General features: G+C 62.2%; 24 protein-coding genes. 7 read left to right on the plus strand and 17 right to left on the minus strand.

Translation table 11 applies throughout. The annotated features are described in order from the left end of the window. Window positions 1-27: 27 nt before the first annotated feature. Window positions 28-1395, plus strand: coding sequence for an aspartate aminotransferase family protein (locus AC1DNK_RS05400; RefSeq protein WP_477939753.1), 1368 nt, complete (start codon window positions 28-30; stop codon window positions 1393-1395). On the opposite strand, the gene AC1DNK_RS05405 is transcribed toward AC1DNK_RS05400, so the two are convergent. Both AC1DNK_RS05405 and AC1DNK_RS05410 read right to left on the minus strand, forming a co-directional pair. Next, the gene (locus AC1DNK_RS05405; protein ID WP_477939755.1) at window positions 1392-2924 is read right to left on the minus strand and encodes a glycosyltransferase family 39 protein; all 1533 of its coding nucleotides are present in this window, start codon (window positions 2922-2924) and stop codon (window positions 1392-1394) included. The genes AC1DNK_RS05400 and AC1DNK_RS05405 overlap by 4 nt on opposite strands. Continuing rightward, window positions 2908-3912: a glycosyltransferase family 2 protein gene (locus tag AC1DNK_RS05410; RefSeq protein ID WP_112540589.1), complete on the minus strand. Its 1005-nt coding sequence runs from the start codon at window positions 3910-3912 to the stop codon at window positions 2908-2910. The genes AC1DNK_RS05405 and AC1DNK_RS05410 overlap by 17 nt, the downstream gene beginning before the upstream one ends. A gap of 85 nt (window positions 3913-3997) precedes the next feature. Here AC1DNK_RS05410 and AC1DNK_RS05415 point away from each other — a divergent pair, with 85 nt between their 5' ends. Beyond that, a complete protein-coding gene (locus AC1DNK_RS05415) occupies window positions 3998-4960 on the plus strand; it encodes a lysylphosphatidylglycerol synthase domain-containing protein (RefSeq protein WP_477939758.1) in 963 nt (320 codons plus the stop codon). On the opposite strand, the gene AC1DNK_RS05420 is transcribed toward AC1DNK_RS05415, so the two are convergent. Genes AC1DNK_RS05420 through AC1DNK_RS05435 form a run of 4 tightly spaced genes read right to left on the minus strand, consistent with a single transcriptional unit; the run spans window position 4928 to window position 7270 of the window. Beyond that, complete coding sequence (locus AC1DNK_RS05420) at window positions 4928-6172, minus strand: RNA polymerase sigma factor (RefSeq protein WP_477939760.1); 1245 nt, start codon at window positions 6170-6172, stop codon at window positions 4928-4930. The two genes, AC1DNK_RS05415 and AC1DNK_RS05420, sit on opposite strands and share 33 nt — an antisense overlap. A gap of 3 nt (window positions 6173-6175) precedes the next feature. Next, window positions 6176-6535 (minus strand): YciI family protein, encoded by a 360-nt coding sequence (locus AC1DNK_RS05425; protein WP_477939762.1) that lies wholly within the window; start codon window positions 6533-6535, stop codon window positions 6176-6178. Between the two features lie 4 nt (window positions 6536-6539). Further along, window positions 6540-6899, minus strand: coding sequence for a YciI family protein (locus AC1DNK_RS05430; RefSeq protein ID WP_112517133.1), 360 nt, complete (start codon window positions 6897-6899; stop codon window positions 6540-6542). Beyond that, complete coding sequence (locus AC1DNK_RS05435; RefSeq protein WP_112517132.1) at window positions 6896-7270, minus strand: YciI family protein; 375 nt, start codon at window positions 7268-7270, stop codon at window positions 6896-6898. The genes AC1DNK_RS05430 and AC1DNK_RS05435 overlap by 4 nt, the downstream gene beginning before the upstream one ends. Before the next feature lie 153 nt (window positions 7271-7423). Here AC1DNK_RS05435 and AC1DNK_RS05440 point away from each other — a divergent pair, with 153 nt between their 5' ends. After that, the gene (locus tag AC1DNK_RS05440; protein WP_477939766.1) at window positions 7424-7636 is read left to right on the plus strand and encodes a hypothetical protein; all 213 of its coding nucleotides are present in this window, start codon (window positions 7424-7426) and stop codon (window positions 7634-7636) included. A gap of 2 nt (window positions 7637-7638) precedes the next feature. On the opposite strand, the gene AC1DNK_RS05445 is transcribed toward AC1DNK_RS05440, so the two are convergent. The 3 genes from AC1DNK_RS05445 to AC1DNK_RS05455 all read right to left on the minus strand — a co-directional run bounded on the left by AC1DNK_RS05445 (window position 7639) and on the right by AC1DNK_RS05455 (window position 10051). Beyond that, window positions 7639-9147, minus strand: coding sequence for an AMP nucleosidase (locus tag AC1DNK_RS05445; protein WP_112517130.1), 1509 nt, complete (start codon window positions 9145-9147; stop codon window positions 7639-7641). A 59-nt stretch (window positions 9148-9206) separates the two neighbouring features. Continuing rightward, complete coding sequence (locus tag AC1DNK_RS05450) at window positions 9207-9386, minus strand: hypothetical protein (protein WP_112390767.1); 180 nt, start codon at window positions 9384-9386, stop codon at window positions 9207-9209. A gap of 326 nt (window positions 9387-9712) precedes the next feature. After that, the gene (locus AC1DNK_RS05455; RefSeq protein ID WP_112390768.1) at window positions 9713-10051 is read right to left on the minus strand and encodes a DUF2147 domain-containing protein; all 339 of its coding nucleotides are present in this window, start codon (window positions 10049-10051) and stop codon (window positions 9713-9715) included. Between the two features lie 440 nt (window positions 10052-10491). Here AC1DNK_RS05455 and AC1DNK_RS05460 point away from each other — a divergent pair, with 440 nt between their 5' ends. After that, on the plus strand, window positions 10492-10758 hold the full coding sequence (locus AC1DNK_RS05460) for an SEL1-like repeat protein (protein WP_477939768.1): 267 nt from the start codon (window positions 10492-10494) through the stop codon (window positions 10756-10758). Window positions 10759-10887: 129 nt separating this feature from the next. Here the strand turns inward: AC1DNK_RS05460 and AC1DNK_RS05465 are convergent, their stop codons facing one another. The 3 genes from AC1DNK_RS05465 to AC1DNK_RS05475 all read right to left on the minus strand — a co-directional run bounded on the left by AC1DNK_RS05465 (window position 10888) and on the right by AC1DNK_RS05475 (window position 13054). After that, window positions 10888-12000: a pyridoxal phosphate-dependent aminotransferase gene (locus tag AC1DNK_RS05465; RefSeq protein WP_477939770.1), complete on the minus strand. Its 1113-nt coding sequence runs from the start codon at window positions 11998-12000 to the stop codon at window positions 10888-10890. An 89-nt stretch (window positions 12001-12089) separates the two neighbouring features. Further along, entirely contained in the window at window positions 12090-12497 is a 408-nt protein-coding gene (locus tag AC1DNK_RS05470) for a PilZ domain-containing protein (protein WP_477939771.1), read from the minus strand. A 152-nt stretch (window positions 12498-12649) separates the two neighbouring features. Continuing rightward, entirely contained in the window at window positions 12650-13054 is a 405-nt protein-coding gene (locus AC1DNK_RS05475) for a DUF2177 family protein (protein WP_477939773.1), read from the minus strand. A 164-nt stretch (window positions 13055-13218) separates the two neighbouring features. Between AC1DNK_RS05475 and AC1DNK_RS05480 the strand changes: the two genes are divergently transcribed. Then, window positions 13219-13665 carry a baeRF12 domain-containing protein gene (locus tag AC1DNK_RS05480; RefSeq protein ID WP_477939775.1) on the plus strand — a complete coding sequence of 149 codons (447 nt, stop codon included), beginning with the start codon at window positions 13219-13221 and terminating at the stop codon, window positions 13663-13665. Between the two features lie 60 nt (window positions 13666-13725). On the opposite strand, the gene AC1DNK_RS05485 is transcribed toward AC1DNK_RS05480, so the two are convergent. Further along, on the minus strand, window positions 13726-14070 hold the full coding sequence (locus tag AC1DNK_RS05485; RefSeq protein ID WP_112390773.1) for a hypothetical protein: 345 nt from the start codon (window positions 14068-14070) through the stop codon (window positions 13726-13728). 339 nt (window positions 14071-14409) lie between these two features. Here AC1DNK_RS05485 and AC1DNK_RS05490 point away from each other — a divergent pair, with 339 nt between their 5' ends. Together AC1DNK_RS05490 and AC1DNK_RS05495 are read left to right on the plus strand one after the other, a co-directional pair. Continuing rightward, window positions 14410-14847: a glyoxalase superfamily protein gene (locus AC1DNK_RS05490; protein ID WP_477939777.1), complete on the plus strand. Its 438-nt coding sequence runs from the start codon at window positions 14410-14412 to the stop codon at window positions 14845-14847. 15 nt (window positions 14848-14862) lie between these two features. Beyond that, window positions 14863-16230, plus strand: a complete 1368-nt coding sequence (locus AC1DNK_RS05495; protein ID WP_477939778.1) for an MATE family efflux transporter — start codon at window positions 14863-14865, stop codon at window positions 16228-16230. A 163-nt stretch (window positions 16231-16393) separates the two neighbouring features. On the opposite strand, the gene iolB is transcribed toward AC1DNK_RS05495, so the two are convergent. The 4 genes from iolB to AC1DNK_RS05515 form a co-directional block, all read right to left on the minus strand. Further along, window positions 16394-17191 (minus strand): 5-deoxy-glucuronate isomerase, encoded by a 798-nt coding sequence (gene iolB, locus AC1DNK_RS05500; protein WP_477939779.1) that lies wholly within the window; start codon window positions 17189-17191, stop codon window positions 16394-16396. 206 nt (window positions 17192-17397) lie between these two features. Continuing rightward, the gene (iolE, locus tag AC1DNK_RS05505; protein WP_477939780.1) at window positions 17398-18318 is read right to left on the minus strand and encodes a myo-inosose-2 dehydratase; all 921 of its coding nucleotides are present in this window, start codon (window positions 18316-18318) and stop codon (window positions 17398-17400) included. 178 nt (window positions 18319-18496) lie between these two features. Further along, window positions 18497-20347, minus strand: a complete 1851-nt coding sequence (gene iolD, locus AC1DNK_RS05510) for a 3D-(3,5/4)-trihydroxycyclohexane-1,2-dione acylhydrolase (decyclizing) (protein ID WP_477939782.1) — start codon at window positions 20345-20347, stop codon at window positions 18497-18499. Window positions 20348-20434: 87 nt separating this feature from the next. Then, complete coding sequence (locus tag AC1DNK_RS05515) at window positions 20435-22369, minus strand: bifunctional 5-dehydro-2-deoxygluconokinase/5-dehydro-2-deoxyphosphogluconate aldolase (RefSeq protein ID WP_477939784.1); 1935 nt, start codon at window positions 22367-22369, stop codon at window positions 20435-20437. Between the last annotated feature and the right edge of the window lie 74 nt (window positions 22370-22443).

Below are 22443 nucleotides of genomic sequence, written 5' to 3' on the forward strand. Positions count from 1 at the left end.
TCAATCTCTGCAGGTGTTTCGCAAATCATGTCCGATACTTACCAGCGCTCAAATCTCGCCGCCCTCGATGCCGCCCATCATCTGCATCCCTTCTCGGATATGAAAAAGCTGAATGCCGGCGGCACGCGCATCATCGAGCGCGGCGAAGGCGTCCATATCTGGGATAGCAGCGGCACGAAATATCTGGACGGATTTGCCGGTCTCTGGTGCGTCAATGTCGGCTATGGCCGCAAGGAAATCACCGACGCCGCCGCCAGGCAGATGAACGAGCTGCCCTATTACAACACCTTCTTCGGCACCACGAGCACGCCGACGACGCTGCTCGCCGAGAAGGTCACCGCCCATGCCGGGCCGCGCTTCAACCATGTCTTCTTCACCGGCTCCGGCTCCGAGGCCAACGACACCTGGTTCCGCATGGCCCGCGTCTACTGGAGCGCCATCGGCCAGCCATCCAAGAAGATCGTCATCGCCCGCAAGAACGGCTACCACGGCTCGACGGTAGCAGGCGCCAGCCTCGGCGGCATGAAGTACATGCACGAGCAGGGCGACCTGCCGATCCCCGGCATCGTCCATATCGGCCAGCCCTACTGGTACGCCGAGGGTGGTGATCTTACGCCGGCCGAATTCGGCCTCAAGGTGGCGCGCGAGCTGGAAGCGAAGATCGACGAACTCGGCGAGGAGAATGTCGCAGCCTTCGTCGCCGAACCGATCCAGGGAGCCGCCGGCGTCATCGTGCCGCCGGAAACCTACTGGCCGGAGATCGCCCGCATCTGCAAGGCGCGCAACATCCTGCTGGTCACCGACGAAGTGATCTGCGGTTTCGGCCGCCTCGGCGAGTGGTTCGGCCATCAATATTATGGCGTCGAGCCCGATCTTTGCCCGATCGCCAAGGGCCTCTCCTCAGGCTATCTGCCGATCGGCGGCGTACTGGTTTCGGATCGGGTTGCCGATGTGCTGATCAACGATGTCGGCGATTTCAACCACGGCTTCACCTATTCCGGCCACCCGGTCTGCGCCGCCGCCGCGCTCGAAAACCTGCGCATCATCGAAGAGGAAAAGCTGGTCGAGCGCGTCCGCGACGACATCGGCCCCTATTTCGCCAGGGCCTGGAACGCACTGGCCGACCACGACCTCGTCGGCGAAGCAGCCAGCGTTGGCCTCATGGCCGCGCTGCAGCTGACCGCCGACAAGAAGACCCGCACCCGCTTCGAAAAGCCCGACGCCATCGGCTCCCTCGTGCGCAACCACGCACTCGCCAACGGCCTGATCCTCCGCGCCACCGGCGACCGTATGCTCGCCTCTCCGCCTCTGGTGATCAGCCACGCCGAGGTGGACGAGATGGCGAGGATCACAAAGATCGCGCTCGATGCGGCGTGGAAGGAGCTGCGGGGCTAGCCGCTCGGCGAGCCGTCCACCCAGGCATAACCGAAGCGATAGGTGTCGCCATCGGCCGCATAGTGATAGGGCACGTCGACAGAGACAGCCTGGGGGGCAGGCGTGATCTTCTGCGATGTGAGCCATTCCCTGAGGCTCAGCGGGATCACCGGCTGATCCTTGCTTTCGATATTCCATACGAGAAGCATTGGCTGGTTTTCCGCGGCTTCAATCTTCGTGCCGCCTGGCGGGTAGAGCGGCGAGATCACGGTGACATCGGGAAACTGAAGCCGGAGATTGCCGCCCGTCCAGTCCTTGGTGACGACGATCAGTCCTGGCGATCCCTGAGCCTTGAGCATCTCGGCAAGGCCGCGATAGGGGACGTTGCCGCGTTCGTAATTGTGAGTGAGACCCGCAGTCACGATCCGCCCGGCCATAGCGATCGGCAGAGCGACCATCGCGAAGACGATGATGGCCATGAGCCGCTGCACACCCGGCCATGAATCAACGCCGGCCGCCTCGATCTTCATGCACAGATAGAGCGGAGCAACGAAGAGAATCGGAATGAGCCAGCGACCCTTGATGTTGGTGGCGTGGCCGAAGACGATCAGAGCGAGAATGGCGACTGCCGAAAACAAGAGAATGCGTTCGACGAGCGCGATGTCGCGTGACGAGGCAGTAAGGCTGCTGAACAGGGCTTTGCGGAACGTGACTGCGAAGATCAGCGCGGTGGCCAATACAAATCCGGCAATAGCCTCTGCGAACGAGCCCATCCCGGCCAGCAGCTGCAACGGATAGTTTGCGGCGTCATTCTCCGTCAGCTTGCCCAGCGTTCCCTGGGATGCCGCCGTCAGGTGATCCTTCAGCCATAGCGCGTGCGGCAGCGGCAAAGCGATCGCGATTGCAGCAGTCACCAGCAGCCGCCGGTCGAAGATGCGTTTCCGCATGCCGCTGCCGGTCAGCGCTGCCAGAAAAGCGGCAGCCGGCAGGAGCGGGAAATTGTACTTGGCCAGCATTCCGATGCCGATTGCGAAGCCGGTCAGCGCATAGGAGGCAAAGCTCGGGCGCTTCAGCGTCAGGACGTACCCGTAGATGAACATGCTGCTTGCGAAGAACAGGGCGACCGAGTGTGTAAGATCGCGTTGCATCTCGAAGGCGACCTGCGGGATCGTCAGCAGACCCAGAGTCGCGGCCACGACAAGCATCCGGTCATGCAGCAACATCCGTGCCGTCAGCGCGAAGAAGACATAGGCACCGAACAGCATCGCATTCTTGACGATCGCCAGGGTTGCTACGGAAACACCGGCGACGGAGAAAACCGCGTATTGGAGCCAATTGTAGAAGGGTGGCTGTTCGCCATAGCCGGCTGCAAGCCACTGCAGGCGGAAGACCTGCTGGGCCTCGTCGATGCCGAGCGTAGCTGGCAACATCAGGCGAACGACGGCGTGAACAGCGAAGTAGGAGGCGAGCAGGGCAAACAGCCAGGCGGGAACCGTTGTTGTCCTCGCCTGACCTGAAGCGGTCATTGATGGATCAAGCTTCGCTTCCATCGAAGATCTGCCGGACGATATAGTTCGGCGAGGCGTCGTCGCGGTAGTAGGTGCGGGCGATCATTTCGGCGAGGATGCCGGTGGTGATAAGCTGCACCGAGGACAGCAGGAAGACGACGCCGACCATCAGCATCGGACGGGTGCCGATGTCGTGGCCCATAATGAATTTGTCGACGAACAGATAAAACAGGATCAGGGCTGCGATCGCGCCGAAGCCGAGGCCGAGCGAACCGAAGAAGTGGCCGGGCCGCGCCTTGTAGCGCATGAAGAACATCACCGACAACAGGTCGAGGATCACCCGGAACGTGCGGGAAATGCCGTATTTCGATACGCCATGCTGACGCGCGTGATGGGTGACCGGCATTTCGCCGATGCGCGAGCTCGGCACGACGCCGGCGACCCAGGCCGGAATGAAACGGTGCATCTCGCCCATCAGCTTGACCTGCTTGATGATCGAGGCGCGATAGATCTTCAGGCTGCAGCCGTAATCGTGCAACTTGACGCCGGTGATGCGGCCGATGAGGTAATTGGCGCACCAGGAGGGGATCTTGCGCAGCAAAAGACCATCCTGACGGTTCTTCCGCCAGCCGACCAAAAGGTCGAGTTCGCGGCGTTCGAGCTCGGAGACCATCGAAGGGATATCCTTCGGATCGTTCTGCAGGTCGCCGTCCATGGTGGCGATCAGGCGGCCCTGCGCGGCGTCAATGCCGGCCTGCATGGCGGCCGTCTGGCCGAAATTGCGCTGGAGCGCGACGATGCGCAGAGCAAGTCCGTTGCGGCCGACGTAGTGGCGCGCATTGACCAGCGTCGCATCCGTGCTGCCGTCGTCAACGAGGATCAGTTCCCACGGGCTCGCATAACCGGCCATGGCTTCGACGATGCGCTCGACGAGTGGACCGACGCTTTCTTCTTCGTTGAAAACCGGTACCACGAGCGAAAGCTCAAGCGGCGCACCGGTATCATTTGCGCTCACGAGCGACTCTGACATTGTCTGCAACTCTTATTGCTCCTAAAAGGCCCGTCATGGCCAAGCAGGCGGCTGTTTCGGCCGCGAAAGTCAGGATGCCTACTACATGAACTCTCCGGCTGGCGCTAGCCGACAATCCTGGTTCGCACGCAATCGCATGACGTTGCTGACCGTCGTGATCGTCGCAGCTTATGCGCTTTTCATCGAATGGTTCTGGGGCTGGTCCTCGATCCTGGCGCAATGGGCGGCCGTCGGCGTGTTGCCGATCCTGATCGCGCTTGTTCTGCTGACCAGCACCTACTTTCTGCGCACCTGGCGCATCCTCGATTATTTTCCACGCGAAACCGCGGGCCAGTTCCGCACGCTGTTCCGCGTCACGCAGATCCACAATCTCTTGAATATCATGCTGCCGTTCCGGAGCGGCGAGACCAGCTTCCCGCTGCTTATGCGCACGGAGTTCGGCATTCCGCTCGCCCGCGGCACGTCGGCGCTGCTCGTCATGCGGCTTCTCGATCTTCATGCATTGCTTGCGGCAGCCGGAATCGGTTTTGCAAGCGGGGCCGGCAACGCCTTGATTGCATGGATCATTTGGGCCGCTTTCTTGTTGCTGCCGGTGATCGCATTCGCCGTTCGCAAGCCGCTGCTGCGTCTGGGCTTCAAGCTGGCGCCGAAGAAGGCGCAGGGCTTTCTGGCCGAGATCGAAAACGGTCTTCCGGTCAATGGCATCGCCTTTGCCCGTGCCTGGGCGATGACGGCGGTGAACTGGCTGGTGAAGGTGCTGGTTCTCGCCTGGGCGCTCAGCCTCATGGGCGTTCTGCCGCTAGCGGCAAGCTTCGGCGGCGCGCTGGGGGGTGAGTTGTCCTCTGTACTCCCGGTTCATGCACCGGGCGGGGTCGGCACCTATCCAGCCGGCATCACCGCCGGCGCTGTGGCCTTCGGTGCCTCCGGGGAAAAGGCAGCACTTGCCGCCCTGGCACAGGCGAGCGTCAACGCGCATCTGCTGATCATTGTCTCGGCCCTGACAGGCACGGCCATTTCACTGCCCTTCGGCCGCCGCCGCAAGCTCTGATATCCGCTGTCTGAGGAACAGTTTCTCCGGCTCCTGCTGGCAGAACGACAGGGCGCGCCGGTAGGCGCTGATTGCCTCTTCCCTGCGGCCGAGTTGACGCAGGAAATCGGCGCGGGCGGAATGTGCCAGGTGATAGGTTTCGAGTTCGCCCGCCTGCAGGATGCCGTCGATGATTTCGATCCCGCGCGCATAGCCTTCGGTCATGGCGATCGCCACAGCACGGTTGAGCTCGGCAACGGGTGAGGGCTGTGCCGCGATCAAGAGGTCGTAATAGGCGGCAATGCGCCGCCAGTCGGTTGCATCAGGCGTTCCGGCCTTGGCATGTTCCGCGGCAATCGCCGCCTGCACGGTGTAAAGGCCGATCTCCGGATGTGCCATGGCGCGGCCGAGCAGAGCGAGGCCTTCGGCGATCTCTTTCCGGTCCCAGAGGCCCCGGTCCTGATCCGCAAGCAGGACGAGGCTGCCATCGGCGCTGCGCCGCGCTGTCCGGCGCGAATCCTGCAGCAGCATCAGCGCCAGCAGTCCCTCGATGTCGGGGTGCGGGAGAAGCGTCGTCATCAGCCGGGCGAGCCTGATCGCCTCGCCGGTCAGATCGGCGCGGACGATCTCGCTGCCGGATGAGGCCGAATAGCCCTCGTTGAAAACCAGATAGATGACATGCAGGACGCGATCCAGCCGTTCGGGCAGCGCAGCGCGCTCCGGCACCTCATAGGGGATCTTCGCCGCGCGAATTTTGTTCTTCGCCCTAACGATGCGCTGTGCCACCGTCGGCGCCGGAACCAGGAAGGCATGGGCGATCGCCTCCGTCGTCAATCCGCAGATTTCCCGCAGCGCCATGGCCATCTGCGCGTCGGCGGGGATGGCGGGATGACAGCAGGTGAAGATCAGCCTCAGCATGTCGTCGCCGATCGCGTCCATCTCGCCAGCCTCCATGGTTTCCGCCGCGCCGTAGAGGCTGCCTTCGATGTCCTTCGCCGACGCATCGAAACGGGCGCGGCGGCGGATGTGATCGATCGCCCGGAATCGACCTGTCGAGATCAGCCAGGCGGAGGGATTGCCGGGAATGCCGTCACGCGGCCAGCTGCGGGCCGCCTCCGCAAAGGCGTCGTGCAGCGCTTCCTCTGCCCGGTCGAAATCGCCAAGCAGGCGGATCAGCGTTGCCAGAACGCGGCGCGACTGTGTCCGGTAAATCTCCTCAATGACCTTCTCCAAGCGCTACTCCGGTATCACAAGCGTCCGCACCGGCCGCAGTTCGACAGCGCCGAAGCGGGCCGAGGGAATGCGCGCGGCAATCCGCCGGGCAGCGTGGTCGTCGGCTGCCTCGATGATGTAGAGGCCGGCCAGATGCTCCTTGGTCTCGACATACGGGCCGTCGGTCGCATGAAGCGTGCCGTCGCGCACGCGCAGCACCGTCGCCTTGTCAGGCATCTCCAGCGCGTCGGCATGGATCATCACGCCCTTGCTGCGAAGCTCCTCGTCGAAACTGACATGCGCCTTGATCAATTCGTCCGTATCGGCCTGTGTCAGCGTCCCGTCACTGTCGGCCGAATTGTAGATCAGGCAGACGTAGCGCATCGGATCACTCCCTGTCCTGGATGGAATAGGCGGGCCGGACCTCGATCGAGGCATAGTCGGCGATCGGGAAGGCCGAGGCGATCTCGGTGGCCTGCCTCATATCCTTCGCCTCGATCAGCACGAAGCCGCCGAGATGCTCCTTGATTTCTGCAAACGGCCCGTCGGTCGCAGACAAAGCGCCATCGCGGACCCGCACCGTAACCGCGGTTTCCGGATCGCGCAGCGCCAGCGCCGTGATCAGATGGCCGCTGTCGCGCCATCGGTTGTCGCTGAGGATGCACTTCTGCGTCAGCACATCCCATTCTTCCTGGGGCACCAGCTTGCTCTTCTCGGTATCGAACCAGATCTGGCAGAGAAATTTCATGGTGTCGCCTCCCGAAGGCCGCTCTTGAAATCATGGATCGGGCGGACTTCGATACTGCCATATCTGGCAAGCGGAATGCCGGCGGCAACCCGGATGGCGTCGTTCAGATCCTTCGCCTCTATGAGGATGAAGCCGCCGAGCTGTTCCTTCGTCTCGGCATAAGGGCCATCGGTGATCGACATCTCGCTGTTGCGGACCTTGACGGTGACCGCAGCGCCCGGCTTCTGCAGAGCTTCGGCATGGATCATGTGGCCGCTGGCTTCAAGGTCGCGGTCATAGGCCGCCGAATCTCGGTCGAGCGTCTGCTTTTCTTCATTCGTCATCCGCTCGAGCACCGACGGCTCGAACCACACTTGGCACAGATATCGCATCGCGGCTTTCCTCCTGGCTGCCTCATCAGCTCCTGGACGACGAGACTAAGCGCAAATCGACAGCGGGAGAAAAAATCTTTCTTCGAGGCACAATGTCGAAACCTGCAGCGGCCAGCCGACAAGCTCCATCGATAACATCAGGGAGCAGAGACGATGGGAATTCTTGAGGTCGCGATCGCCAGCTGGGTGGCGAGACGTCAGCCGAAGATGACGGCAGACGAGTTCTACGAGCGAGAAGAGCCGCAGCTTCTGCCGCGGTTTGTGATCGCGGTGCTGCTATTCATCGCCATCATCGGCGCGGTGGACATGGTCCCGCGCGAGAAAAACGGCCCGCAGATGACTGCGGACCGGAGCATTGACGATTGAGCTTACTGGAAGGCCGTCTCGAAGAAGCTGCGCAGCTTGCGCGAATGCAGCGTTTCGGGCGGCATGGCTGCCAGCTTCTGGATGGCGCGGATGCCGATCTGCAGATGCTGGTTGACCTGCGTGCGATAGAAGGCCGTCGCCATGCCCGGCAGCTTCAGTTCGCCATGCAGCGGCTTGTCGGAGACGCAGAGCAGCGTGCCGTAGGGAACGCGGAAGCGGAAGCCGTTGGCGGCGATCGTTGCCGATTCCATGTCGAGCGCAATAGCGCGGGCCTGCGAGAGCCGCTTCACCGGGCCTGCCTGATCGCGCAGTTCCCAGTTGCGGTTGTCGATCGTGCCGACGGTGCCGGTGCGCATGATACGCTTCAGCTCGAAGCCCTCGTAACCGGTGATTTCGGCAACGGCCGCTTCCAGCGCCACCTGCACTTCGGCGAGCGCCGGGATCGGCACCCAGACCGGCAGGTCGTCGTCGAGAACGTGATCCTCACGCATATAGGCGTGCGCCAGTACATAGTCGCCGAGACGCTGGCTGTTGCGCAGACCAGCGCAATGGCCGAGCATCAGCCAGGCATGCGGGCGAAGCACGGCCACGTGGTCGGTGATCGTCTTGGCGTTGGAAGGGCCGACGCCGATGTTGATCATCGTGATGCCGCCATGCCCCTTCTTCTTGAGGTGATAGGCAGGCATCTGCGGCAGGCGGCCGGGCGTCGCATCGCCTTCCGGCGTGCTGGAACCCGCATGGGTGATGATGTTGCCGGGCTCGACGAAGGCGGTGTAGCCCTCTTCGCCGCCGCCATTGGCCATCACGCCACGCGCCCAGTTGCAGAATTCGTCGATGTAGAACTGGTAGTTCGTGAACAGAACGAAATTCTGGAAGTGCTGCGCGCCGGTTGCCGTGTAGTGGGAAAGACGGGCCAGAGAGTAATCGATACGCTGCGCCGTGAATGGGGCGAGCGGGGAAGGTTCGCCGGGCGGCGGGATATATTCGCCATTGGCGATCTCGTCGTCTGTGGTGTTCAGATCCGGCGTGTCGAAGAGATCACGCATCGGAATATCCATGAAGGCCGATGCGGAGGCCTCGACATGGGCGCCTTCGCCGAAGGCGAAATGCAGCGGGATCGGCGTTGAGGATTCGGAGACGATGACCGGAACATTGTGGCTCTTCATCAGAAGCGCCAGCTGTTCCTTGAGGTAATGCCGGAAGAGTTTGGGACGCGTCACCGTCGTCGTGTAGACGCCCGGCGATGTCACATGGCCGTAAGAGAGGCGGCTGTCGACATGGCCGAAGCTCGTCGTCTCGATGCTGACCTGCGGATAGAAGGCCCGGTGCCGCGCGGTGATCGGCGCGCCCTTGGCAAGCGTCGCAAAACTGTCGATCAGGAAGGCGGTGTTGCGCTCGTAAAGCTCGGTCAGCGCATCCACGGCCTTGGCCGGATCGTCGAAGCTTTGCGGTTCAAAGGCGGGCGGAGACGAGATGTCGAGGGGTGCTAGCGGAGAGATTCGTGTGCTCATGGCGCATTATAGAGCGCCGGTTTTAACAAGCAAGCGACGCCCGGAAGGCGAAAATGAGATTATTTGGGAGCGCCTGAACAGAACGGGCTGCTGATTTCGGCGCAGGTATAGTTCGCCCCGAAATGCGATTGGGCGCCACCGCCGCCACCGCGAACCACCGCCGCCGAAAACGCCACCGCGAAGACGGCTGCCGATAGTGTGATGATGGTGAAGCGTCTTGCCAGAATGAGCACGTCCATGTTCCCTAACCCGTATGCGCCCTTGATCGTTGCCCTCCTTTTGACACGGTGCGGCTGAACGGGTGCTGAGATGCCGGTTCATTTGGCGTTCAGGAAAATGGGGTGGGTGTGGGGCAAGCTCGAGAAGTGGGGTCGGGGCAACCTTCCGCTCAGCCCTCATTCCTGTGCTTGTCACAGGAATCCAGCCACGGCGCGTCCGCGCCGTGAATGAACCTTCCTGCTTTCGAACTTGAAGATTCTCCCCGCCGCGCCGACGCGCGGCGACTGGATTCCTGTGACGAGCACAGGAATGAGGGAAGTTACAGGGTCGTGACCCGGATCACATCCTACAGCCGCGTCCAGGTCTGCGACTTGCAGAGGACCTTCATCACGCAGCCCTTCATCCGCAGTGTATCGCCGGACACGCTGCCGGAGCCGCTATAAGTCTTGTCGTCCTTGGGGTCGGTGATCTCGCCGTCATAGGTGCTGCCGGTGCCCGCCAGCGTGCCGATCTTCTTGCCCGAGAATTTGCCGCTCTTCAGCGTTATGCAATAGCTGCCGCCGCAAGCCGCGATCTGGGCGGTATCGCCAGACGCTGTCTTCCAGTTGCCGACGATCGGCTCGTCTGCATGGGCGAGCCCCGCCGAAAGCGCCAGCGCGCTTGCGATAATAAATGCGCGGATCATCTTTTCCTCCCTGATGTCCAAACCGGCGCGAAAAATAACTGACGCGAACGTAAAGGTAAATATCGGAAAGCCGGGAAATGCCGGGTTTTCAAGGGGGCTGAAGCTGCAGATTTTCCGACTTGCCGTTTGGGCAGCTCGTTTCGTGGTGAACGAAGCGTTGATTTTCAAATCTGAATCTTTCGTAAAATTGTCTCGAAACTCCTTAATTTGCAGGCATCGCGATGTTTAACAAAAACCCAAGTTTACCAAGCGTTTGGACTTTGTTTGTCTCAAATTAATCATGCATTTTAGGCGTTTTTTGAAAGCCCCGCGGCATAGTGGAGCCATCAAACGAGCGGGGCAAACCCGCCGAACCGAAGGGACCGAAAGCCGCGATAGACGGCACGGCCTGGAGGGTAAAACAGGGCAAGTCGACAACAGGCTAAACAGGGATAAAACCGATGGCACGCTTTGAAATGCACAATGCTGAAATGGCCACCATGGGTGGCGACAGAAACGCCGACGTCTTCTGCGAAATGGGTCTGATGTATGCAACCGGCCGCGGCTGCGAAGTCGATCTGGTCGCAGCCCACAAGTGGCTGAACATCGCCGCGATCAAAGGCAACGACCGCGCTGCCGAGCTTCGCGCCGATGTCGCGGCTTCCTTGAACAAGATGCAGCTCGCCGAAGCGCTCCGCGCCGCTCGCGAGTGGATGACGATCCACTAAGCTGCAGCGAAAAATCAGACAAGAATAACAACCTCGAAACGAGGGGAATGGCGGGCACCTTGACCGGGCCTGCGCCAGGAGAACGCAACCGCGACCGGCAGACACAAGGCCGGCGCGGTTTTTTCCATTTTAGCCGAGCGTGCGCAAGACTTCGGGAAGTGCTGCCTCGAAGCGGTTCATATCCGCCTCCGGTCCGACACTAACGCGGATGCAGCGGTTGAGCGGCGCGACACCCGGCATGCGGATGAACACGCCATGCTGCATCAGTCCATCGACGATGGCGCGCGCATAGGTGCCGTCACGCCCGGCATCGACAGTCACGAAATTGGTGGCCGAAGGCAGCGGCGAAAGCTGGTTTGCCCGCGCAATGTCGGAGATGCGCTCGCGTGCTGCGTGGATCTTGCCGACCACTTCGGCCAGATAGGCCTGGTCCTTCAGGGCGGCGAGGGCTGCGGCGGTCGCCAGCCGGTTCATGCCGAAGTGATTGCGGATCTTGTCGAAAGCCTGGGCGGTGCCTGGCGTCGAGATCACATAGCCGACACGGGCGCCGGCCAGACCATAGGCCTTGGAGAAGGTGCGGGTGCGAACGATGTTCGGCAGGTCGATCAGGGATTCGATCGAGGGCAGGGCACTCGCCGGTCCGGTCTCGCTATAGGCTTCGTCGAGCACCATCAGGCAGGTCTCGGGCAGGGCGCGGGCGAAAGCGATGATCTTGTCCGCATCCCACCAGCTGCCCATCGGATTGTCAGGATTGGCGAAATAGACGAGCGGCGCGTTCTCGCGCTTTACCGCATCCAGCAGGCCATCGAGATCTTCCCGGTCGTTGACATAGGGAACGGTAACGAGGCGCCCGCCAAAACCGGCAACGTGGAAGTTGAAGGTCGGATAGCCGCCGAGCGAGGTGACAACGGGCATGCCGGGTTCGATCACCAGCCGGACGATCTGCCCGAGCAGCTCATCGATGCCGCCGCCGATGGCGATATTGGCTGATGTGACGCCGAGATGGGCGGCCAGCGCCTCGCGGAGTTCGAAATTCTCCGGATCGTTATACTTCCAGATGCTGTCGCCCGCCTCGCGCATCGCCGCGAGCACCGAAGGCGCCGGGCCGAAGCCGTTTTCATTGGCGCCGATACGGGCCTCGACCTTCAGGCCGCGCTGGCGCTCGATGGCTTCGGGGCCGACGAAGGGAACGGTGGAGGGCAGGGAGCTGACCAGCGGCGTGAAGCGCGAAAAGGCGGACATGGAAATGCTGAATCCCGGATAAAATGAAAGCGGCGCCAACAATAGGCGCCGCTCTTTTCAAGGCAAGCAAGATTATTCCAGAAACCGGCCTATTGCATCGCCGTGATGCGGCCCGCGCGGCGAGCCTGGATCGCCTCGACATTGCCGGCCATGAAGTCGGCGCGCACCACGCGGCGCAGTACTTCCGGATCGAGCACGTTGATGAAGCGAACGCCGATGCGTTCCTTGTTGCGGTACACCTCGGCGCAGCCGATGCGGTAGGCGAGCCCGAGAATGTTCAGATAATAATGTTTCGGAAGGCCGGCCGTCGACGCGACGAGGAAGGTGGCACCGCCGCGCGAGATATCGAGGATCTCCGCACTGCGAAGCGACATGGCGGTGAGACACGGGCGCACCGCGATGATGCGCGCCGGCCGGCTGACCTGGAATTGCTCCCAGCGCTGGTCGTAGACCTCAGATTTCACCGTCGCGAGATGCGTTGCCCGGTCCATGGACATCGTGCAGTCCTCCGTCTGAGCCAAGGTCATCCTGGCGCGTTCTGGCAGAGCCTCACATGAATGTTTTGCGCATTCGTCAAAGAGATTTAGACAATTTTAGTGAATGTGAATTTTGTGCTTACGTGACACAGTCCTGTGCCGCAGCGGGAAGCCTATGCGCCAAAAGCCCGCGCCGCCGAATAGCCGCCCGCAGCCGTTGCCGCGGTGACGAATGTGCCCCAGGCCATGTCCACCAGGGTCATCGTCACAGGCCAGTTCTTCAGCGTCGACAGATTGGTAATGTCATAGGTGCCGTAGGCCGCCAGTCCCAGAATGGCACCATAGACAAGCGCTGTGGTCAGCGAGGCCGCGCTGACCGCCGGAAGCACCGCGAGCACCACGACGGCGACTGCAAAGAACACATAGAACAACGCCGCGATGCCGAGTGCCGGCTGTGGCAGCATCAGGTCGCCCAGCTGATCGCGGTAGAAGGTGCGGGCAACGAGGCCGAGCCAGATCGCATCCAGTACCAGCAGCGTGGCGAAAGACCCGGCATAGGCAATCAGCGCTGTTTTCATCGGCGTCTCTCCCGTTTGATCATCTCTACGCTGAATTGAGAAATTGGATTGCCTGACTGAATCGTTTTCTCGGCCCGGGCCGCGAACTCTTTCAATTCCCAGGCGTTTTGCCTTGGTCGATGAAGTGCTCCGCGCTTCGGTAAACAATCAAGAGGATATGAAAAATGGCTGATATCAGAGTGCCTTGGGAGTCCTGGGTGGTGGTCTGCGACGGTGCGAAAGCGCTGTTCATGCAGAATACCGGCGACGCCCAGATCATGAACCTGCAGGTTCAGGAAACCCTGACGCAGCCGAACGAGCCGACCCGTGAACTCGGCACCGATAAGCCGGGCCGGACCTCCGCGCCGGATGGCCAGAGTGCCAGCGCCATCGAGCAGACCGACTGGCAGGGCCGGGCCGAAGCCGAATTTCTGAAGCAGGTGGCCGCAAAGCTGGATGAGCTTGTGCATCAGAAAGATGCCCGCCGCATCGTCCTCGTCGCGCCGCCGAAGGCGCTCGGCACGCTCCGCCCGGTTCTCAGCGCCGGTGCGCAGGCGGCGATCTCCGCCGAAGTCGCAAAGGACTATACCAATCTCCCGGTTGACCAGATCGAGCGCCACCTTGCGGCGTAATGTCTGGAACGAAGCAGGATATCGCGGGCGGCTTCGGCCGCCCGTTTTTATTTGGGGAGATCAGAGGCCGGTTTCGAAGCTCAGCCGCAGTACGTGATGCAGGAACTCGGCGTTGATCAGCATGTTGAAACTGATCGTCACGAGCTCGCCTTCGCGCTTGACCACCGTCGAGCCGATCTCGTCGTGAATGCCGAGGATCTCGAGGAAGAAATTGCTCGGCATCTCCACCGAGGGGCTCACTTCCAGCACGGCGCCGCCGAGATTGATCGTGCGGATCAGGCAACGGACCTGTGTGCCGGTGCTGAGGTGGTGGCCGACGAAGATGATCTTGCCGGGCCGATCCAGGTGGAAGTCGCGATAGGATTGCTCCTGATCGCCGTCATTGAGGTGCATCTGAAAGGCCATGTCAGCCTCCGCTTGTTGTCTGGTTGAAATGTAATATGGGAATGCTGATAAGTTGTGAAAAGCATTGGTAAATTTTGAGCCTTATGCGGGACTGGCGGCGAAAAGCGCTGTATTTCCGGCGTTTCGGGCGCCGCCGGGCAGGTCATTATGGGGCATTCTTGACAGTTTCACCGCTCTGCCGCATACAGGCTGCGGTTCGAGGCACCGGCCGCTCGCGGATGAAAGTCCATGGTGAAGCCTCGCAAACATGAGTCACCGCCATTTGGTGCATGCTGACTGACGGCAATGCGAGCTCCCATTCACAGTCGATAATGGCATGCCTTCCGAAAGGCTGAACCTGTGACGACGACCTATCCATCCATCGACGAGCTGAAGGCTCAGGCCAGGCGCCTGCGCCAGGCCATGGAAAACCGCGGAAGCGCGATTTCCCATAGTGCCGCGCTCGAACTCATTGCCCAGCAATATGGCGCGCGTGACTGGAACACGCTGTCAGCGCTCGCCACCCGCCCGAATGCCGAGCCGATTTCGCGGCTGTCGGTCGGCGCGCAGGTGCGCGGCCGCTACCTGAACCAACCCTTTACCGGCAAGGTGCTGGCGCTGGCGCAGACGAACGGCGGGCTGCACAAGATCACCCTGCATTTCGACGAACCCGTCGATGTCGTGACCTTCGAGAGCTTCTCGGCGTTCCGCCAGCGCGTCAATGCGCAGGTGGACGGCAATGGCGTCTCGCCGCGCAAGACCTCGAATGGTCTGCCGCAGCTCGTTCTCGACATCTGATTGGGAATCTGAGTGATGAACACCGCATCCGCAACCAATCCTTTTCTCACCGCGCCCCTGCCCAGGGTTTTCGCCCGAACGGCCGCGCCGATCATCCTGATCACCACCATCAACGGTCTCTTCGCCGTGGTGGACGCCTATTTCCTTGGTGCCTATGTCGGCGCCGGGGCGCTCTCGGCGGTGACGCTGATCTTTCCCGGCCTGATGATGGTCGTGGCGCTGCAGTCTCTGGTTTCAAACGGCGTGGCGAGCATCCTTGCCCGCGAGCTCGGCGGCGGCAATCGCGATGCCGCCCGCCACACCTTTGCGGCCGCCCACGCGCTGGCGATCGCCGTCGTGCTCGTCGTCAACCTGATCTACTGGACGATCGGCTGGCGCATCGTCGGCAATGCCGCGGCGGGCGATATGGCGGTCGCGGCCAACGCCCGCACCTTCATGGGCATCATGGTTGGCGCCGCACCCATCGCCTTCTTCCTGTCACTCAACATCGACGCGCTGCGCAGCGAAGGCCGGATCGGCTTCATGACGCTTGTCATGCTGGCCGCCTCGGCGCTCAACATCGCCGCCAACTGGTTCTTCATGGCGGTGCTGCATTGGGGTGTGGCCGGTTCGGCGCTGGGTTCGGTGCTCGCCCAGGCGATCTGCCTGCTCGCCGTCATCATCTATCGGTGGCGCAACGTTGCCGCGCTACGGCCTTCAACGCGCTTCCCGCTCTCTGACTGGAAGCCAATCCTCGCGCTCGGTGCACCGATGAGCCTCGGCTTCATCGGCATCTCGCTCTGCTCGGCAGCCGTGATCTTCAACTTGTCGATCTGGGGCGAGGGCGATTATGTCGCCACCGTCGGTGCCTATGGCATCATCACCCGCGTCATGACCGTCGCCTACCTGCCGCTACTCGGCCTCAACATCGCCTCGCAGACGATCGCTGGCAACAATTACGGCGCCGGCCTGCGGGATCGCGTCGGCCAGAGCCTGAAGATCGCGATGATCGCGGCGCTCGTCTATTGCACCGGCGTGGAGATCATCGTCGAGCTCTCGGCAACCCGCCTCGGCCACATCTTCGTCGCCGACCCTGTTGTGATCGCCGAGGTCTCGCGCATCCTGCCCTGGACTGTCGGAGCCTATTTCCTGTTCGGCCAGATGATCGTGCTATCAGGCTATTTCCAGGCGATCGGCGATGCCAGGCGTGCGGCGATCTTCGGCCTGTCGCGCGCCTATCTCTTCACCCTGCCGCTCACCYTCCTGATGCCGCATGCCTTCGGCGAGATGGGGATATGGATGGTGCCTGTGTTTGCCGAGGCCTGCATGTTACTGCTGGCGTTTGCGGTGCTGGCGCGGAATGCGCGGCGGCTGGGGTGGCGGTATGGGTTGTTGCCGGCGTGAGGCGGCTTGGAGCATGGCGCTAGCTAACGTCACCCTCATCCCTGTGCTCGTCACAGGGATCCAGCCTGCCCAAGTCATTGGGCAGAAAGGACTCTTCCCACCGCGCAGACGCGCGGTGGCTGGATTCCTGTGACAGGCACAGGAATGAGGGCGGGGCGGGGGACTACGCCTTCAGCAGCCACTCGTGCTCCGGCGCGTTGTAGAACTTCCATACCCGCTTCGGCCCGGCCATGACATTGAGATAGTAGAGGTCATAGCCATGCGTCGCGGCGCAGGGGTGATAGCCCTTCGGCACCAGCGTCACGTCGCCGTCTTCGAGCACCATCGCCTCGTCGAGCGAGCGGTCGTCGGTATAGACGCGCTGGAAGCCGAAGCCCTGCGGCGGGTTGAGGCGGTGGTAATAGGTCTCTTCCAGGAAACTCTCGTTCGGCAGGTTGTCCTGGTCGTGCTTGTGCGGCGGGTAGGAGGAGGTGTGGCCACCCGGCGTGATCACCTCGACGACGAGCAGCGAATGCGCCGAGGCATCGTCCTCGGGCATGATGTTGTTGACGTGGCGGACATTGGTGCCCTTGCCGCGCGTCAGCGGTGGATGCGTGCCCGGCGGGATCGCCTTCGCCTCATAGGTGCCGCCGCCCGGTGCGGAGCAGACGGCGAGTTCCAGATCGGTCTCGGCTGTCACCGACCAGGCTGATTCCATCGGGATATAGAGCGCATGCGGTGCGCCGTCGAACGGGCTCATGCGCTCGCCGAGTGTGCCGAAATCGCGGGTGCCAGCCGAGGCCTTGCCCTTGCCGCTGACCCAGACGAGGCAGATCTCGCGCTCACCCGTTTCGCCCGATGCGGTCTCGCCCGGTTTCAGCCGGTACATGTCGAAGCCGACATAGGTCCAGCCGGCGCTTTCAGGCGTCACATGGGTGACGCGGCCGCTGGTGCCTGCGGGTTTTACCTTGAGATTCGGCATGGTGTTTCCTCCTCGATGTGTCCGTGGCTGCGGCCACCCCCCTCTGTCCTGCCGGACATCTCCCCCACAAGGGGGGGAGATCATCTAGGGGCGGCCGCTCGCTCTACTCTCGTTGTCTGGCGAGAACCTGCCTGCGAGTCGATTCCCCCTTGTGGGGGAGATGCCCGGCAGGGCAGAGGGGGTATCACGCCCCACGGTTCTCACGTTCAAGCCCCCTTCGGAAACCCTTCCGTCTCCACGATATAACCCGCAGCCGTCATCACCCGCATCAGTTCGGCATAGCCGACCTCGGCCATCTTCTTCGGCGGTGCCTTGTGCGGGTCCTGTTCGGCTTCGACGACGAACCAGCCCTCGTAGCCGTAATCGGCAAAGCGCTGGACGATCGCGGCGAAATCGAGCGAGCCGTCACCGGGAACAGTAAAGGCGCCGAGCGCCACCGCATCGAGGAACGACTGCTTGCTGCGGTCGAGGCCATCGACGACAGGCTTGCGGATATCCTTGACGTGGACATGGTTGATGCGGGCGTGGTGGTTGTCGATGGCGCGCAGCACGTCGCCGCCGGCAAAGGCCAAGTGACCGGCGTCGAGCAGCAGCGGAATACCGGCGCCCGAATGCTTCATGAAGGCGTCGAGTTCCGGTTCGGTCTCGACCACGGCCGCCATGTGGTGGTGGTAGGAGAGGGGCATGCCCTGGTCCGCGCACCATTCGCCGAATTCAGTGACGCGGCCCGCATAGGCCTTCATCTCGTCATCGGAAAGGCGCGGCTTGGTGGCAAGCGGCTTGGAGCGGTCGCCCTGAATCGAGCGGCCGACTTCGCCATAGACGATGCAGGGCGCGTTGACCGCCTTGAACAGCTCGATCATCGGCGCGATGCGGTCCTTGTTGGCGGCAAGCTCCTCGTTGACGAGGGTGCCCGAGAACCAGCCGCCGCACAGCGTCACGTCGGCGGCGCGCAGGATCGGCAGCATTTCACCGGGATTGTTCGGGAAGCGGCGGCCCTGTTCCATGCCGGTAAAGCCCGCGCCACGCGACTGGCGCAGGCATTCTTCGAGCGATACGTCGTCGCTGAGTTCAGGAAGATCGTCGTTCCACCAGGCGATGGGCGACATGCCAAGTTTGGCCTTCATTGGTATTCTCCTCGTCATTCTTTAAATCAGTGAGTGCGGCCCCCTCATCCGGCTGCCGCCACCTTCTCCCCGAGGGGAGAAGGGGATTCGCGGCGCTGCCTCCGTTCCCTTCTCCCCTAGGGGAGAAGGTGCCCGAAGGGCGGATGAGGGGGCCACTCGCTCTAATACGTCATAATGCTCAGCCGACGCGCTGCGCCTCGCGTGCCTTCACATAAGCCGCATGCGCCTTGTTGACCTCGCCGCGCGGGCTGACTTCGGGCACGGCGACATCCCACCAGTGTCCACCGGCTTCCGTGGTGATCAGCGGATCGGTATCGATGACGAAGACCGAGGTCCGGTCGTTCTTCTTCGAATCGGCGATCGCCTTCTCCAGCTCGGCGATCGACGCGACCTTGACGGCAATCGCTCCCATCGCTTCCGCATGCGCACGGAAATCGATCTCTGGCATGACCTCGTGATAGGAGTCCTTCAACAGGTTGTTGAAGTTGGCGCCGCCGGTTGCCATCTGCAGCCGGTTGATGCAGCCGTAGCCGCGGTTATCCAGCAGCACGATGTTGAGCTTGAGGCCCATCATCACCGATGTCGCCAGCTCCGAGTTCAGCATCATGTAGGAACCGTCGCCGATCATCACGACGACGTCCTTCTCGGGATGCGCCATCTTGGCGCCGAGGCCACCGGCGATCTCGTAGCCCATGCAGGAAAAGCCGTATTCCATATGATAGCTGCCGGGTGCCGTTGCCGGCCAGAGCTTGTGCATTTCGCCCGGAAGACCGCCCGCGGCGCAAAGGCCGATCGCCTTTTCGAGGTCGAACGAGCGCGTCACGGCGCCGATCACCTGCGCGTCGGAGGGGAGCGCCGCATTGGTAGACGCCATCGCCTTGCTGGCGGCCTCCATCCAGACGTTCTTTTCCTTCGTCGCCTTCTCGGCCAGTGCTGCCGGCGCCTTCCAGCCGGAAAGACCCTTGGACAGTGCCTTCAGGCCTTCGCGCGCATCGGCGACCAGCGGCTGGCCGTCATGCTTGTAGGCGTCATAGGCCGCGATATTGAGGCCGAGCATTTTCAGCCCGTCATTCTTGAAGAGCGCCCAGGAGCCGGTGGTGAAGTCCTGGCATCGGGTGCCGACGGCGATGATGAGATCGGTATCCTCGGCAATCGCATTCGCCGCCGAGGTGCCGGTGACGCCGACCGAACCGAGTGCCAGCGGATGCCGCTCGTCGATCGCCGACTTGCCGGCCTGCGTCAGCACGACGGGAACGCCGTGCGCATCCGCAAAGGCCGCCAGTTCCTTGGTCGCCTGCGAATAGAGCACGCCGCCGCCAGCGATGATCACCGGCTTCTGCGATGCCTTGATCAGCGCGATGGCCGAGGCAAGCTCGTCGGCGTCGGGCTGCGGACGCCTGACAGCCCAGACCTTTTCCTCGAACAGGCTTTCCGGATAGTCGAAGGCTTCGGCCTGGACATCCTGGCAGAGCGAAAGCGTCACCGGGCCGCAATCCAGCGGATCGGTCAGAACCTGCATTGCGCGTTTCAGCGCCGAAATGATCTGCTCGGGGCGGGTGATGCGATCGAAGTAGCGCGAGACCGGGCGGAAGGCGTCGTTGGCAGACACCGTGCCGTCGCCCCAGTCTTCGATCTGCTGCAGCACCGGATCCGGGGCGCGATTGGCAAAGACGTCGCCGGGCAGGAACAGAACCGGGATACGGTTGACATGCGCCACACCGGCGGCCGTCACCATATTCAGCGCGCCGGGGCCGATCGAGGTCGTGCAGGCCATGAAGCGCTGGCGGAAGCTCGCCTTCGCATAGGCGATCGCCGCATGCGCCATGCCCTGCTCGTTATGGGCGCGGTAGGTCGGCAGCTCGCTGCTCACCTGATAGAGCGCTTCGCCCATGCCGGCCACGTTGCCATGGCCGAAGATCGCCCAGACACCGCCGAAGATCGGCACCTTCTTGCCGTCGACGACGGTCATCTGCTTCTTCAGGAAATGCGCAACAGCCTGCGCCATCGTCAAACGGATTGTCTTACCCATCGGGTCCTCCCGAACCTTCGCTCTAACTTTTCCCCTCCCAGCCCTCATCGAATCGAGAGGGCCAGGAGGGGTCTAATCCTCAAATTCTCAGTTCAGCCCGCGCGTCTTCAGCCAGGCCTCGGTCAACTGGCGGAAACGGCCCGCCATGTCGGAAATCGCATCCTCGTCATTCATCTTGCCCGACAGCCAGCCGCGTGCCGCATCGGCAAAGATCGTCCGTCCAACGGCAAAGCCCTTGACCGACGGGGCGGCTAGTGTCGCCTCGAAGCCCTTGAGCAATTCGTCGGCGGGCGCTTCCAGCCCGAGCAGCACGATACCACGGCACCATGGATCATTGTTGGCGATCACCGCATCGATCTTCTTCCAGGCGGCGCTCGATGCCTGCGGCTCGAGCTTCCACCAGTCCGGCTTGATGCCGAGCGCATAGAGCTCTTCCATCGCCGTCGAGACGGTATCGTCGGTCAGCGGTGCATTCTTGCTGGCGATGATCTCGACCAGCAGCTCGCGGCCGACCTTGCGGGCGGCTTCGAACAGCGTGCGCAGCTTTTCCTGCTGCTCGAGCTTCAGCTCGGCCGGATCATCCGGGTGATAGAAGCACAGGCACTTGATGCAATGGTTCAGCGGCCATTCGACGAGCTGCGAGCCGATATCCTGGCTGAACTCGAAGCGCAGCGGCTTCGAACCCGGCAGCTCGACCGGGCGGCCGATCCAGGAGAAATTCTTGGTCGCGGCGTCGAAGAAGGCATCGCGGCCGAAGCGCTCGTCGATCAGCATGCCGTAGCCACTGCGATTGTTGGCAACCCGGGCGGCGGCTTCGACGGCCAGCCGCTTGAAGGCGACGATCTTCTTGTAATCGACGCCGAGTTCGTCGCAGACGCTGGTGAGCTGAGAGCGATGATCGATCGCCAGCGCCATCAACAGCGGAATGTCGCCCTTGCGCGTCGACGCCCAGTGAATGTGGTTGATCGCCTCGTCCTTGCGCAGCGCCCGGTGTTCGCTGCCCTTCTTCAGGAAGAAATCGAGCTCGGCCCAGGTCGGGTATTCCGGTGAGCAGAGTAGACGGGACACCGCGAAGGCGCCGCAGGCATTGGCCCAGGTGGCGCAGGTCTTCAGCGGCTCATCCTTCAGCCAGCCGCGCAGGAAGCCGGACATGAAGGCGTCGCCGGCGCCGAGAACGTTGAACACCTCGATCGGGAAACCTTCGCCGACAATGCCGTCTTCCAGATTGTTGCTGATCGGGCCGTCATAGACGATACAGCCCATGGCGCCGCGCTTGAGCACGATGGTTGCCGGCGACATCCGGCGGATTTCCTTGAGCGCGCCGAGCACGTCATCGGCGCCCGAAGCGATCAGGATTTCCTCTTCCGTACCGATGATCAGATCGCAATCCGGCAGCGTCTCCTTCATCTTCGAGGAAACGCGGTCTGACTTCACATAGCGCTCGAAGCCCTCGGCATGGCCGGCAAGGCCCCAGAGATTGGGGCGGTAATCGATGTCGAAGATCACCTTGCGGCCGTTCGCCTTGGCAATCCGGATCGCCTTGCGCTGTGCTGCCTCGGTGTTGGGGCGGGAAAAATGCGTGCCGGAAACCAGAACCGCGCGCGACGACTTGATGAAGTCCTCATCGACATCGCTTTCTTCCAGCGCCATGTCGGCGCAGTCGGAACGGTAGAAGATCATCGGCGAAACGCCTTCGGCCTCGACCGCCAGAAGAACGAGCGCCGTCAGACGTTCCTTGTCGGTCTTGATGCCTTTGGTCTCGACGCCTTCGCGCGCCGACTGCTCGATGATGAAGCGGCCCATCTGCTCGTTGCCGACGCGGGTGATTAGCGCCGATTTCAGCCCGAGCCGCGCCGTGCCGATGGCGATATTCGCCGGGCAACCGCCGACGGATTTCGCAAAGGAGCCGATATCTTCAAGCCGCGTGCCGATCTGCTGGCCGTAAAGGTCAACGGAGGAACGGCCGATGGTGATCACATCGAGAGATGCCTCGGGCTGCGAACCCGGATTCGATTCTACCATATTGTCCTCCCGCTCATTTTTATGCGGTCTGAAATGTCCGCGAATTGGCAATAATGAAACAACGGTTCCGTCTT

This window comes from Rhizobium sp. 01N424 (assembly GCF_056399485.1).

Coding starts and splice junctions, on each gene's coding strand:
- AC1DNK_RS05475 (WP_477939773.1), bottom strand. CDS start 13,054: ATGAAAACAGCGCTGATTGCCTATGCCGGGTCTTTCGCCACGCTGCTG.
- AC1DNK_RS05515 (WP_477939784.1), bottom strand. CDS start 22,369: ATGGTAGAATCGAATCCGGGTTCGCAGCCCGAGGCATCTCTCGATGTG.
- AC1DNK_RS05470 (WP_477939771.1), bottom strand. CDS start 12,497: ATGTCCATGGACCGGGCAACGCATCTCGCGACGGTGAAATCTGAGGTC.
- AC1DNK_RS05425 (WP_477939762.1), bottom strand. CDS start 6,535: ATGCGCTACGTCTGCCTGATCTACAATTCGGCCGACAGTGACGGGACG.
- AC1DNK_RS05460 (WP_477939768.1), top strand. CDS start 10,492: ATGGCACGCTTTGAAATGCACAATGCTGAAATGGCCACCATGGGTGGC.
- AC1DNK_RS05455 (WP_112390768.1), bottom strand. CDS start 10,051: ATGATCCGCGCATTTATTATCGCAAGCGCGCTGGCGCTTTCGGCGGGG.
- AC1DNK_RS05435 (WP_112517132.1), bottom strand. CDS start 7,270: ATGCGATATCTGTGCCAAGTGTGGTTCGAGCCGTCGGTGCTCGAGCGG.
- iolB (WP_477939779.1), bottom strand. CDS start 17,191: ATGCCGAATCTCAAGGTAAAACCCGCAGGCACCAGCGGCCGCGTCACC.
- AC1DNK_RS05405 (WP_477939755.1), bottom strand. CDS start 2,924: ATGGAAGCGAAGCTTGATCCATCAATGACCGCTTCAGGTCAGGCGAGG.
- AC1DNK_RS05450 (WP_112390767.1), bottom strand. CDS start 9,386: ATGGACGTGCTCATTCTGGCAAGACGCTTCACCATCATCACACTATCG.
- AC1DNK_RS05430 (WP_112517133.1), bottom strand. CDS start 6,899: ATGAAATTTCTCTGCCAGATCTGGTTCGATACCGAGAAGAGCAAGCTG.
- AC1DNK_RS05415 (WP_477939758.1), top strand. CDS start 3,998: ATGAACTCTCCGGCTGGCGCTAGCCGACAATCCTGGTTCGCACGCAAT.
- AC1DNK_RS05485 (WP_112390773.1), bottom strand. CDS start 14,070: ATGGCCTTTCAGATGCACCTCAATGACGGCGATCAGGAGCAATCCTAT.
- AC1DNK_RS05400 (WP_477939753.1), top strand. CDS start 28: ATGTCCGATACTTACCAGCGCTCAAATCTCGCCGCCCTCGATGCCGCC.
- AC1DNK_RS05445 (WP_112517130.1), bottom strand. CDS start 9,147: ATGAGCACACGAATCTCTCCGCTAGCACCCCTCGACATCTCGTCTCCG.
- iolD (WP_477939782.1), bottom strand. CDS start 20,347: ATGGGTAAGACAATCCGTTTGACGATGGCGCAGGCTGTTGCGCATTTC.
- AC1DNK_RS05465 (WP_477939770.1), bottom strand. CDS start 12,000: ATGTCCGCCTTTTCGCGCTTCACGCCGCTGGTCAGCTCCCTGCCCTCC.
- AC1DNK_RS05440 (WP_477939766.1), top strand. CDS start 7,424: ATGGGAATTCTTGAGGTCGCGATCGCCAGCTGGGTGGCGAGACGTCAG.
- AC1DNK_RS05410 (WP_112540589.1), bottom strand. CDS start 3,912: ATGTCAGAGTCGCTCGTGAGCGCAAATGATACCGGTGCGCCGCTTGAG.
- AC1DNK_RS05480 (WP_477939775.1), top strand. CDS start 13,219: ATGGCTGATATCAGAGTGCCTTGGGAGTCCTGGGTGGTGGTCTGCGAC.
- iolE (WP_477939780.1), bottom strand. CDS start 18,318: ATGAAGGCCAAACTTGGCATGTCGCCCATCGCCTGGTGGAACGACGAT.